General features: G+C 66.7%; 11 protein-coding genes. 10 read left to right on the top strand and 1 reads right to left on the bottom strand.

Going from position 1 to position 11,658, the window contains the following annotated elements; genetic code table 11:
• Positions 1 to 67 precede the first annotated feature (67 nt).
• Positions 68 to 1,249, top strand: a complete 1,182-nt coding sequence (gene pncB, locus EZ304_RS12450; RefSeq protein ID WP_049402409.1) for a nicotinate phosphoribosyltransferase — start codon at positions 68 to 70, stop codon at positions 1,247 to 1,249.
• A 21-nt stretch (positions 1,250 to 1,270) separates the two neighbouring features.
• Here the strand turns inward: pncB and EZ304_RS12455 are convergent, their stop codons facing one another.
• The gene (locus EZ304_RS12455; protein WP_099553528.1) at positions 1,271 to 1,636 is read right to left on the bottom strand and encodes a hypothetical protein; all 366 of its coding nucleotides are present in this window, start codon (positions 1,634 to 1,636) and stop codon (positions 1,271 to 1,273) included.
• A 457-nt stretch (positions 1,637 to 2,093) separates the two neighbouring features.
• Between EZ304_RS12455 and EZ304_RS12460 the strand changes: the two genes are divergently transcribed.
• The 9 genes from EZ304_RS12460 (at position 2,094) to bcsQ (ending at position 11,618) form a co-directional block, all read left to right on the top strand.
• Positions 2,094 to 2,633: a fimbrial protein gene (locus EZ304_RS12460; RefSeq protein ID WP_099553529.1), complete on the top strand. Its 540-nt coding sequence runs from the start codon at positions 2,094 to 2,096 to the stop codon at positions 2,631 to 2,633.
• Positions 2,634 to 2,718: 85 nt separating this feature from the next.
• Positions 2,719 to 3,447, top strand: coding sequence for a fimbrial biogenesis chaperone (locus EZ304_RS12465; RefSeq protein WP_099553531.1), 729 nt, complete (start codon positions 2,719 to 2,721; stop codon positions 3,445 to 3,447).
• A 91-nt stretch (positions 3,448 to 3,538) separates the two neighbouring features.
• On the top strand, positions 3,539 to 6,103 hold the full coding sequence (locus EZ304_RS12470; RefSeq protein WP_142808098.1) for a fimbria/pilus outer membrane usher protein: 2,565 nt from the start codon (positions 3,539 to 3,541) through the stop codon (positions 6,101 to 6,103).
• Positions 6,094 to 7,131, top strand: a complete 1,038-nt coding sequence (locus EZ304_RS12475) for a fimbrial protein (protein ID WP_142807228.1) — start codon at positions 6,094 to 6,096, stop codon at positions 7,129 to 7,131. Before EZ304_RS12470 ends, EZ304_RS12475 begins: the two co-directional genes overlap by 10 nt.
• Before the next feature lie 213 nt (positions 7,132 to 7,344).
• Positions 7,345 to 8,883, top strand: a complete 1,539-nt coding sequence (locus EZ304_RS12480) for a BcsE family c-di-GMP-binding protein (RefSeq protein ID WP_185959180.1) — start codon at positions 7,345 to 7,347, stop codon at positions 8,881 to 8,883.
• A complete protein-coding gene (gene bcsF, locus EZ304_RS12485) occupies positions 8,880 to 9,059 on the top strand; it encodes a cellulose biosynthesis protein BcsF (protein WP_033836073.1) in 180 nt (59 codons plus the stop codon). The genes EZ304_RS12480 and bcsF overlap by 4 nt, the downstream gene beginning before the upstream one ends.
• A complete protein-coding gene (gene bcsG, locus EZ304_RS12490) occupies positions 9,056 to 10,687 on the top strand; it encodes a cellulose biosynthesis protein BcsG (protein ID WP_099553542.1) in 1,632 nt (543 codons plus the stop codon). Before bcsF ends, bcsG begins: the two co-directional genes overlap by 4 nt.
• Positions 10,687 to 10,866, top strand: a complete 180-nt coding sequence (gene bcsR / locus EZ304_RS12495) for a cellulose biosynthesis protein BcsR (protein WP_049451376.1) — start codon at positions 10,687 to 10,689, stop codon at positions 10,864 to 10,866. The genes bcsG and bcsR overlap by 1 nt, the downstream gene beginning before the upstream one ends.
• Positions 10,863 to 11,618 (top strand): cellulose biosynthesis protein BcsQ, encoded by a 756-nt coding sequence (gene bcsQ, locus EZ304_RS12500; protein WP_099553544.1) that lies wholly within the window; start codon positions 10,863 to 10,865, stop codon positions 11,616 to 11,618. Before bcsR ends, bcsQ begins: the two co-directional genes overlap by 4 nt.
• Positions 11,619 to 11,658: the final 40 nt, after the last annotated feature.

Genomic DNA, 11,658 nt, shown 5'->3' on the forward strand with positions numbered 1-11,658 from the left:
CATCCACGCATGGCGTGGATCGACTGGCGGCGCCCCGGTTCACCTCTCCGGGCGCATAATCCGCCCTATGCCTATCATCCAGTCCCTGCTCGACACCGACCTGTACAAGTTCACCATGATGCAGGCGGTGCTGCACCAGCACCCCGGCGCCCAGGTGCAGTACCGGTTCAAGTGCCGCACCCCCGGCATCGACCTGGCCCGCTACATCGACCAGATCGACGAAGAGATCGACCATCTGTGCAGCCTGCGTTTCAGCAGCGCGGAACTGGACTACATGCGTGGGCTGCGCTTCGTGAAGCCCGACTTCGCCGATTTCCTCGGCCTGTTCCACCTGGACCGCAAGTACATCCAGCTGCGTGCGTCGAAAACCGTGCCCGGCGAGATCGAACTGGACATCACCGGTCCCTGGCTGCACACCATCCTGTTCGAAGTGCCGCTGCTGGCGATCATCAACGAAGTCTGGTTCCGCAACACCACCACGCCTGACTTCGCCGAAGGCGAGCGCCGCCTGCAGGCCAAGGCCGCGCTGCTGCGCGATACACCCGGTTTCGAACAGTGCCGCATCGCCGACTACGGCAGCCGCCGCCGCTACTCGCGCGACTGGCATGCGCGCCTGCTGCCGCTGCTGCGCGATGCGCTGGGCCCGCAGCTGGTGGGAACCAGCAACGTGCACTTCGCGCGCCTGTACGGCATGACCCCGCACGGCACGATGGCGCATGAGTACCTGCAGGCGTTCCAGGCACTGGGCCCACGACTGCGCGATTCGCAGGTGGCGGCACTGGAATCGTGGGCGCGCGAGTACCGCGGCGACCTGGGTATCGCGCTGTCCGACGTGGTCGGCCTGGACGCGTTCCTGCGCGATTTCGACATGTACTTCTGCAAGCTGTTCGACGGCGTCCGGCATGACTCCGGCGATCCGTTCGACTGGGGCGACCGCATGCTGGCGCACTTCCAGCAGCGTCGGGTCGACCCGCGCAGCAAGGTGCTGGTCTTCAGCGACGGCCTGGACATCGCCAAGGTCATGCGCCTGTACGACTACTTCCGTGGTCGCTGCCAGGTCGCGTTCGGCGTCGGCACCCACCTGACCAATGATCTGGGTCCGACGCCGCTCAACATCGTCATCAAGATGGTCCGCTGCAACGGCCAGCCGGTGGCCAAGCTCAGCGATTCGCCGGGCAAGAGCATGTGCGACGACCCTGGTTACCTGGCCTACCTGCGCCAGGTCTTCGAGCTGCCGCAGCCGGCATAACCCGCCGGCCTTCAGTGCTGCTTACAGGTAGTCGACCACGACCAGGTAGGCGCCCTGCAACGGCTGCTGCTTCGAGGCCTGCACGCTGTAGCGCTCGGAGAAGGCGATATCGCCGGCGCGCATCGCGCTGGCCGACACCGACAGTTTCTGCCCCTGGCGCTTGCCATCGCGCAGCGTTGCGGCCTGGCCATCGGCCAGCGCCGTCACAGCCACCGTCGAGCCCTTGGCCGACGGCGGGCAGGCCGCCAGGCTCAGCTCGCCCTGGGACAGGTTGGTCGTGCAGCCCGGTTCGACGATGCGGCCGCTGAAGCGGATGCTGCCGCTGCTGGCCTGGGCCACGGCACTGAGGGACATCAGGGCCACGCACAGCAGAAGGGAGGTTCTCATGACACGTTCTCTGGTTCGGTGTGTCCTAGTTAGCGACAGCTTCGACCAGCCTTTAATAGGACGATTCCGAATCTGCTAGGCCCATCACCAAGAAAGAGTGATGCGCATCAAAGAAGCCAATTTCGACCTGAAAAAGGCCTGTTTCCGTGCATGCCGAAAGCGCCACCCGAAGCGTCATCCAAGGTCGTTTCCGACCTGATCCGGCGACCGTCAAATTCCCGCACCTGCAAGGCCAAAATTTCGCTTAACACGTCACACTTGCTGCGTCAATGAATTGACGTTCAGAAAAATAATGAGACTTTCATCACAGTTGTGCCTATACTTGCGTCACGGATTCAGGGGAACGTATGTCCGAATCCGGCCACAGGTGAGACGCAAGGATGGGTCTTGTTCGCCCGGCAGTGCTCCTTGCTTCCTCCTCTACTTCCATCTCTTCAGTAGGGTTAGGTAAAAGCGAATGCACAAGATCAACCTCATTGCCGCTCTGATGCTGGCCGCCGCTCCGCTGGCCGCCAACGCCGCCGACGGCACCATCACCTTCAACGGCAAGGTGACCGACAAGACCTGCACCATCTCGACCCCGGGCGGCAAGGACTTCGCCGTCAACCTGCCGACCGTGTCCAAGAACACCCTGGCCGCCGCCGGTAACGTTGCCGGTCGTACCCCGTTCGCCATCAACCTGACCAAGTGCAGCGCCGGCAACGTCGCGACCTACTTCGAGCCGGGTTCGACCGTTGACTTCAACACCGGCCGCCTGCTGAACCAGGCTTCGGCCAACGCTGCCACCAACGTGCAGCTGCAGCTGCTGGGCTCGAACAACCAGGTCCTGCCGATCAAGGCTGCAGGCGCTGGCCAGGCCCAGACCAACTCGCAGTGGGTCACCGTCGGCACCGACGGCTCGGCCGACCTGAACTACTACGCTGAGTACTACGCCACTGCCGCCGCCACCCCGGGCGACGTCACCAGCAGCGTCAAGTACACGATCATCTACAACTGATCGTAGCCGTACCCGCACTGGCCGGCGTACGCGCCGGCCAGTGCCTCGCGGCCTTTGGCCCCATACCTCGAGCGTAGTACTTCCGATGAAAGCACTCTTTCCCCGGGCGCTGCTGCTGGCAGCGTTCACGCTGCCCTTCTGCCAGGACGCACTGGCCGGCGTGGTGGTCAATGGCACGCGGGTGATCTATCCGGCGCAGGCGCGCGAAGTCACCGTGCAGGTCGACAACGTGGGCGATTCACCGGCGCTGGTGCAGGCCTGGATCGACAGCGGCGACGCCAACCAGACCGCCGATACCAGCGATGCCCCGTTCGTGCTGACGCCGCCGATCGCGCGTGTCGAGCCGGGCCGCAGCCAGGCGCTGCGACTGATCTTCTCCGGCGCGCAGCTGCCGACCGACCGTGAGTCGGTGTTCTGGCTCAACGTGCTGGATGTTCCGCCGTCCCCGGACAACGCCGACAGCGGCGAACAGAATTACCTGCAGGTCGCGTTCCGTTCGCGCCTGAAGCTTTTCTACCGGCCGCAGGGCCTGAAGGGCGTCGCCAACGACGCGCCGGCAGCGCTGCGCTGGACCCGTACGGGCGACCGTCTGCGGGTGGAAAACCCGAGCCCCTTCCACGTCACTCTGGCCGAAGTACATGCCGTGACCGGCAGCAGTGAAAAGGCCGTCGAGGACAAGGGCGCAATGGTCGCGCCGAAGCAGAGCCTGGAGTTCGCCGCACCGGCGGGCACCGACCAAGTCCGCTTCATCACCATCAACGACTACGGCGGCCGGGTGGAACACACCATCCGCCTCGGCAGCACCGGGGGCTGAACGCGCCGCGCTGGCCCTGGCCTGCGCATCCCGCCACCGCCGCTGTGCGGCGAATTGAAGGAATGTCAGTGTGATCGGAAACAGATTGACATTGTCGATCCATCAGGCGCTTTGCCTGCTGGTTGCTGGCGTGGCCTGCCCAGGATGGGCGCTGGCTGCCCCGGCCAATCTCGGCGAACAGGCGCTGATGGCGCAGAGTGGTGCGGCCAACGCGCGTGCACCGGAATCGGCCCAGTTCAACTCCAGCTTCCTGTCTGGCCAGGCCAAGCAGGTCGACCTGGCGGCCTTCAGCAACGGCAATCCGATGGTGGCCGGCAACTACCGTGTCGACGTGTACGTCAACGGTGCCTGGCAGGGCCGCCGCGACCTGCAGTTCAAGGCCGATGCGCAGGGCCGTGTCGACGCCTGCCTGCCGCTGCCGATGCTGGAAGAAATGGGCGTGGACAGCGAGGCCGTGCTGCTGCAGCAGGATCCGTCCGTGCCTGCCGACAAGACCAGCTGCGTGCCGGTCCAGCAGCGCATGGCCAATGCCTATGGTGTCTATGACAGCGGCAACCTGCGCTACGACCTCAGCATCCCGCAGGTGTTCCTGCGCCGCGAGGCGCGTGGCTACGTCAACCCGGCACTGTGGGACCGTGGCATCAATGCCGGCTTCGTCGGCTACAGCTTCAATGCCATCGACAGCGACAGCCGTGTCGAAGGCGGCCAGCGCAACCGCAGCGCCTACCTGGGCCTCAACGCCGGCCTCAACCTGGGCGGCTGGCAGTTCCGCCACGACTCGAACCTGACCTGGTCCGAGGGCGACGGCCGCCATTGGCAAAGCATCGCCACCTATGCGCAGCGCGGCATTCCGCGGGTGCGCGGCATGCTCACCATCGGTGAGGCCTACACCACTGGTGAACTGTTCGATTCGATCGGTTACCGCGGTGCCAGCCTGGCCAGCGACGACCGCATGCTGCCCGATTCGCTGCGCGGTTACGCGCCGGTCGTGCGCGGTATCGCCGAGACCAACGCGCGCATCGAAGTGCGCCAGAACCAGCAGCTGATCTACTCCTCCACCGTATCGCCGGGCAGCTTCGTCATCGACGACCTGTACCCGACCGGCTACGGCGGCGACCTGGAAGTGAGCGTGATCGAGGCCGATGGCCGCCGCCGCGAATTCAAGGTGCCGTTCGGTTCGGTGCCGCAGATGCTGCGCGAAGGCGTGTCGCGTTACTCGCTGACGGCCGGCCAGGTGCGCAACAAGCTGCTGGCCGATGAGCCGTGGCTGGTGCAGGGCACCTACCAGCGCGGCATCGGTAACCAGCTGACCCTGTACGGCGGCAGCGCACTGAGCGATGGCTACCTGTCGCTGCTGTACGGCGTCGGCCTGTCCACGCCGGTTGGCGCGTTCGCCGCCGACGTCACCCACGCCCGTACGACGTTCGACCACTATGGCAACCACACCGGTGCCAGTGTGCGCCTGAGCTACAGCAACATGATCGGCGAGACCGGGACCAACCTGACCCTGGCCGCCTACCGCTATTCGACCGAAGGCTTCTACAGCCTGCAGGACGCGCTGTACGGTCGTGATTCGGACAAGCGTGGCATCGATCCGACCACCCGCGGCCGCCAGCGCAGCCAGTTCCAGGTGACGCTGAACCAGCCGCTGGGTCGTCGTGGCGGCGCGCTGTACCTGACCGGTTCGGTGCGTGACTTCTACGATCGCCCCGGTACCTCCAAGCAGTACCAGGTCGGCTACAACAACGCCTGGCGCTCGGTGAACTATGGCTTCTCCGCGCTGCGCACCGAAGAGGGCGTGCTGGGCCGTTCCGACACCCAGTACCTGCTGTCGATGAGCGTGCCGCTGGGCCGTGGCACCCACCCGGTGTCGTTCAGCGCCGATCTCGGCGTGCGCGACCGCGGTGGCTACGACAACAGCCGCGTCGGCATCACCGGTTCGGCCGGCGTCGACAACAACTTCAGCTATGGCGCAGCCCTGTCCGACTCGCGCGAGGGTGGCACCACCGCGGTCGGCAACGTCGAGTACCGCAGCCGCTACTCCGCGTTGAACGCCACCTACAGCCATTCGCGTGATTTCCGCCAGGCCTCGGTCGGTGCCAACGGCAGCGTGGTCGTGCATCCGGGCGGCTTCACTTTCACCCCGCAGCGCGGCGACACGATGGTGCTGGTGGAAGCGCCGGGCGCACGCGATGCCATCGTCAGCAACGCCCCGGGCCTGCGCGTGGACGGCCGCGGCTACGCCGTGGTTCCGTATGTCTCGCCGTACCGCCTCAACACCGTCACCCTCGACCCGCAGGGCATGGCCCACGACGTCGAACTGGAGAGCACCAGCCAGGCGATCGCGCCGTTCGCCGGTGCCATCAGCTACCTGCGCTTCGATACCCGCAAGGGCAACGCGCTGCTGATCCAGGTGCGCAACCCCGATGGCCGCACCATGCCGTTCGGTGCGCAGGTCAAGGATGAGCAGGGCCAGCCGGTGGGCATGGTCAGCCAGGGCGGCCGCCTGTACGTGCGCAGTGAAAAGAACCAGGGCCGCCTGCTGGTGGAGTGGGGCGCCGGCGCCGACCAGCGCTGCACCGTCGATTACCAGGTTCCGGCGGGCGCTGATGCGTCCAAGACCGGCTTCATCCCGCTGGAGGCAGCATGCCGATGATCTCTTCCCGTGGCCGCAAGGCGCTGAGTGCCCTTGCATTGCTGGGCGGCGTGCTGCTGGCTCAGCAGGCCAGCGCCGCGTGCCGTATCCGGGTCAGTGGATTCGTTGCGCAGGACGTGCAGATGGACATGGGTCAGATCGTCATTCTGCCCAGCACACCGGTCGGCGGCGTGATCAAGGAAATCAGCGTGCCGATCAACCAGCAGAACAGCGTCGCCCGCTGCGACTACTGGTATGGCGGCAGCTCGGCCGGCGAGTATGTCAATGCGCCGCAGAAGCGGCCGGTGGCCGGCTTTGCCAACGTCTACGAGACCGGTGTTTCTGGCGTGGGTATCCGACTGTTCCGCGACTCCGGCTCGATCCAGACCTACTACCCGCATTCCATCAACTTCGGCGCCAACTCCACCATCTCGCTGATCGGTGGCCAGTTCCGCATCCAGCTGATCAAGACCGCCGCGCAGACCGGTTCGGGCGTGATCGCACCCAATGGCCGCTTCACCACCTATTACTTCGACGGGGATGGCCCCAGCCGCCCGGTACTGACCTCGACCTTCCGGGGCTCGGGCACCACCGTGGTCAGCCCGACCTGTGAAGTGCAGGCCGGCAGCCGCAACATCGCGGTCGATTTCGGCAGCGTGGCCAATACGACCTTTACCGGTGTTGGTTCCAAGGCCGTCGACCGTGACTTCGAGATCCGCCTGAACTGCCAGGGCAGCAATGTGGCCGCATACCAGAGCAAGATCGGCATCCGCCTGGATGCCGACCAGGACAGTTCGAACATGCCCGGCGTGCTGAAGCTGAGCGCAGCCACCAACAGCGCCACCCGCATCGGCATCCAGATGGTCCAGCGCGACGGCAGCACCGAACGCGAAGTGCGCTTCGGCCAGACCATCAGTGTCGGCACCACCACCACCGGTACCAGTGTCATGAGCCTGCCGCTGCGGGCCCGCTACGTGCAGACCCAGGCCGGTACCGTCGGTGCGGGCACCGCCAACGGGCAGGCGACGTTCACGATCCAGTACGAGTAGTACGCGCTTTCCATTGCTGAGTTTCGAACCTCACGTCGCCCGTTCTGCGGGCGGCGTTGACTGCGTCTTGATCCCGCAAACGTGAAGATCGGGGCTATCATTGCCGTACAGAAACATGAATGTGATGTACGTCATGGAAATGACCTCCTTTTCACCGCGATGCCTCCACTGCCGGGCTTCCCGCCCGGGTGAGGGGCAATGAAAGGATCCGGCGTGCCAGCGACCCACCTTGCCATTGCCGGATTGCCCGCCGAGTTCGTCGAGATGCGCAGCGGAGGCCTGTACTGGGTGGTGGCTGCGGGCAGCGCGCCGACGGACCTGCTCGGTGCCGGCGTGCTGGCCACGGCCGACGCACTGGACGAGGCCGTGCTGGTCACGCTGGGGCGGGGGGCCGAAGCGATGCTGGCGCTGCTGCCTGCCGACCAGGGACCGGCCCGCCTGCGCCTGTTCCAGCGCTCGCACCACGGCATGCAGCAGGCGTTGCGCGGGCTGATCGGCGATCTGCCGCGCACCGCCTCGGCGCGTACCCGGCTCAGCCTGGTGCAGTTCCCGGTGGCGGCGCTGGAAGGCTGGGATGATGCCCGCCTGGCGCGCTGGTGCCAGCAGCTGCAGGAATGGGCCGTGCAGGCGCAGCAGGTGCTGCTGTTGCTGTGCCATGGCGAAGTGGCGGCGCTTGCGCCACGTCTGCTGGCGTTGAACCGCAGCTGCGCCGGCGTGGCCCAGCTGCATCCGCATCGCGGCGCCCTGCAGCTGCTGCTGCATTACTGGTCCAACAGTCATGGTGTGGTGGCCCAGCGAGCGTTCGGCGTCGAGCAGGAAAGCCGAGGGCTGCGCCATCTGGCCGAGGCCGATGCCGCCGGGACGGCGATCGGTTCGGCCAGCGGCAGTGACCGCGATGTCTACCTGGCCCAGACCGAAGTACTGGAAGGTGCGCCGCCACTATCGGCGGCCTGGCGCCTGTATGACGGCTGGGGCGGATTGCTGCCCGCCGCGCTGCAGGCGCGCGAGGCCACCGTGGTGCTGGCCATCGACGAGAATGCCCAGGTTGATGCACTGGCCCGCCTGCTGCACCGCCTGCGCCGCGAACGTGGCAACGCATTGAAACTGGTGGTGCGCGAGCTGCAGCCCTGCCTGCGCTATGCCGATGAGCGCCTGCTGATGCAGTGCGGCTGCAGCCTGGTGGTGCCCGCCGACACCCCGTTGCCGCGTCTGTTGACCCTGCTGGAAACCGTGCAGCGTCAGCGTTGGCAGGGGCAGCTGGCTGAAGATCCAGAGCCGCTGATCCGTGCGCATCGACCGCCTTCGGTGAGTGGTCTGGTCAACGCCGCACGATTCCGTCAGGTCGCAGGTGAACGCATCGACCAGGATGGCAGCGCGGTGGAAAGCGCCGTGCTGGCGCTGCAGCCGGTGGCCGGCCTGCGTGCCGAGCAGACCCTGCAGCAGCTGCGCATCCGCCGCCAGGGCGATCTGGCCTGTGTCTATCGCGGGCAGGTACGGCTGTTCCTGTTTGGCTGCCGGCGTGATGCGGTCGAGCAGGCCCTGGGCAATCTGTTCCGCCTGCCCTGGCGCGAACTGTTCGATGGCTACCAGCGTCTGGCCGAGTACGACATTGCAGCGATGAATGCCCGCAGCAGCGATCCGGAGGCCGAGGTACTGCCTGAAGCCCCTGCGATCCTGCCGGCCGTGGCCCCGGCGCTCGAGGCGCCGGTTCTCACCGCCCCGAGGCCGCTGCGACTGGGAGATCGCGCATGACTACCGACCAGCAACTCTGGACCCTGATCGTCGCCTGCGCACTGGTGATGATTCCCTTCGGTGCCATGCTCGGTACGCTGTGGCGCGGGCTGCGCCGCCGTGTCGCGCGCTGGCTGCCGCCCCGCCACCTGCGCCGTGCCGGTGTGCGCCAGCGCGCACCGCGGAGGGCGGCATGAGTCCGCAGGCAGTTCCCGCATCTCCCTTTGCCTGGGCCGACCTGCGCGGCTGGAACCTGTATTTCCTGTCCAAGGTGGTACTGGCCTGGATGGGCGCGCTGGATCTGAAGATCCTGCCCAACCTGCTGTTCCTGGGCGCGCTGCTGATTCCACTGCGCTGGCGCTGGGCACGCATCGCGCGCACTGTCGTCGCGGTACCGGTAGGCGTGGCCCTGTACTACCAGGACACCTGGTGGCCGCCGTTCCGGCGCCTGTTGGTGCAGCCTGGCGTGCTGGACTTCTCGGCGGACTACTGGCTTGAGCTGGCCCAGCGCTTCATCAACTGGCAGATGGTGGCGGTGCTGGCGATGCTGGTGCTGGCCTACGTACTGCTGAAGCCGTGGCTGCGCATCACCACCCTGAGCGTGCTCGGCATGCTTGGCCTGGCAGTGATGGCGGTACCGGTGCCGGCGGGCTGGAACTGGGGGCAGGGTACCGCCACCGCGGCTACCGCCAGCGCCGGCGGCACCCCAGGTGGCGGCCTGCCGCCGGCCAACAACGAGACGCTCAATGCATGGCTGGCCAGCTTCTACCAGCAGCAGGCCAGCCTGAAGACCAGTTTCCCGGCACCGGGCAGCGGCGCGCCCTTCGACGTCATCATCCTCAACATCTGCTCGCTGGCATGGAGCGATCTGGATGAAGTGGGGCTGCGCCAGAACAACCTGCTCGATCACATGGACGTGGTGTTCGACGACTTCAACTCGGCGACGGCCTACAGCGGTCCGGCGGCGATCCGCCTGCTGCGCGCCAGCTGTGGCCAGACCTCGCATACCGGGCTGTTCGATCCGGTGCCGGCCGAGTGCCAGCTGTTCTCGAACCTGCAGCATCTGGGCTTCCAGAGCGAGCTGGCGATGAACCATGACGGCCACTTCGACGATTTCATCGGTGAACTGCACCAGTATGGCGGGCTGCAGGCGCAGCCGATGGATATCAGCGCATTTCCGACTGCGCTGGTGGCCTTCGACAAGTCGCCGTTGCGCCGCGATGGCGATGTGCTGATGGCCTGGTGGAAGCAGAGGATGGCCGGTTCCAGCCAGCAGGTGGCGCTGTTCTACAACACGATCTCGCTGCACGATGGCAACCGTATCGTTGGTGCCGATGGCCGCTCCAACGCCGCCGACTACAAGGCACGTGCGGAAATGGTGCTGGGCGACATGGCCGGATTCGTCGACGCGGTGGAAAAGAGCGGCCGCCGCGCGATGATCGTGGTGGTGCCCGAGCATGGCGCGGCCCTGCATGGCGACCGCATGCAGATTCCGGGCATGCGTGAGATCCCCAGCCCGTCGATCACCCACGTGCCGGTGGGCGTGAAGCTGATCGGCATGGGCGCACCGGCGGCCGGCGGCCCGCGTCATGTCCCCGAACCGAGCAGTTACCTGGCGGTGTCCGAGCTGGTGTCGCGCGTGTACGCGCTGAACGCCCAGTCGCCGCCGAGCGAGCGCAACTGGGACAGCCTGCTGAAGGGGCTGCCGCAGACGCCGTCGGTATCGGAGAACGAAGGCGCCAAGGTCATCGAGTACGCCGGCAAGCCCTGGCTGCAGCTGCAGGGCAGCCAGACCTGGAGCCCCTACCCGGAGGAGGCCCGCTGATGCCTGCCGACATTCTTGCCGTGCCGGTCACGCTGTCCGTGGAAGAGGACGACATCGACCTGCTGCGCCGCAGCCTGGACATGCCGGGGCTGCCCTATGTGGACTTCTCGGCCCAGCGGGAACGCGCACGGGCACTGGCGCGCTGGCCGTTGCTGGCCGAGCTGGAGCCGCGCCGATGAACACCTTGCTGTCGCTGCAGGGCATCCATGGCGGAACCGGCGTCACCACGGTGCTGGCCGCGCTGGGCCAGGGCCTGCATGCCCAGGGGCAGCGTGTGCTGCTGGTCGAATGCAGCCCGGACCAGATGCTCGGCCTGCACCTCGGCCTGCCTGTCGACGTGGACACCGGCTGGGCGCGCGCACAGCTGGACGGTACGGACTGGCGTGATGCCGCCTACGCCGTCGCAGCAGGACTCGCGGTGCTGCCTTATGGTCGTGTCGACGCCGAGGCCGCGATGCGCATCGAACAGCAGCTGCAGCAGGCACCGGCCACCTGGGCCGAGCGCATTCCGCTGCTGGAGACCCAGTTCGACTGGATCCTGTTCGACCTGCCGCAGCGCCTGCCGGCGCACGCTGCGGCCGTCAACCAGCACGCGCGCTGCACGCTGCCGCTGCGCCTGGCCTGTGTCGATCCGGTCAGCCATGTGTTCCTGCAACGGCAGCCGGATGACACTCGCCTGCTGCTGGCCAACCGCTACGATCCGGTCATTCCGGTGCAGCGCGACCTGATGCAGCTGTGGCTGCACGCGCACGGCGCGCGGCTGGTGCCGCAGCCGCTGCACGAGGATGCGCGGGTGCCCTCCGCACTGGCCAGCAAGCAGCCACTGGGGCGCTATGCGACCGATTCGCTGGCCGCTGCCGATGTCGATGGCCTGGTGCTGTGGTGCCTGGCCGAGGCCGCACGGCGCCAGGCCGCGATGGGGGCACGCTGATGGGCGCCCGCGTCTACTACCTGGGCTGGGGGGCGCCTGC

This window comes from Stenotrophomonas maltophilia, assembly GCF_006974125.1.
Lineage (GTDB): Bacteria > Pseudomonadota > Gammaproteobacteria > Xanthomonadales > Xanthomonadaceae > Stenotrophomonas > Stenotrophomonas maltophilia_O.

Coding starts and splice junctions, on each gene's coding strand:
- bcsQ (WP_099553544.1), top strand. CDS start 10,863: ATGAACACCTTGCTGTCGCTGCAGGGCATCCATGGCGGAACCGGCGTC.
- EZ304_RS12455 (WP_099553528.1), bottom strand. CDS start 1,636: ATGAGAACCTCCCTTCTGCTGTGCGTGGCCCTGATGTCCCTCAGTGCC.
- bcsF (WP_033836073.1), top strand. CDS start 8,880: ATGACTACCGACCAGCAACTCTGGACCCTGATCGTCGCCTGCGCACTG.
- EZ304_RS12460 (WP_099553529.1), top strand. CDS start 2,094: ATGCACAAGATCAACCTCATTGCCGCTCTGATGCTGGCCGCCGCTCCG.
- EZ304_RS12465 (WP_099553531.1), top strand. CDS start 2,719: ATGAAAGCACTCTTTCCCCGGGCGCTGCTGCTGGCAGCGTTCACGCTG.
- EZ304_RS12475 (WP_142807228.1), top strand. CDS start 6,094: ATGCCGATGATCTCTTCCCGTGGCCGCAAGGCGCTGAGTGCCCTTGCA.
- bcsR (WP_049451376.1), top strand. CDS start 10,687: ATGCCTGCCGACATTCTTGCCGTGCCGGTCACGCTGTCCGTGGAAGAG.
- pncB (WP_049402409.1), top strand. CDS start 68: ATGCCTATCATCCAGTCCCTGCTCGACACCGACCTGTACAAGTTCACC.
- bcsG (WP_099553542.1), top strand. CDS start 9,056: ATGAGTCCGCAGGCAGTTCCCGCATCTCCCTTTGCCTGGGCCGACCTG.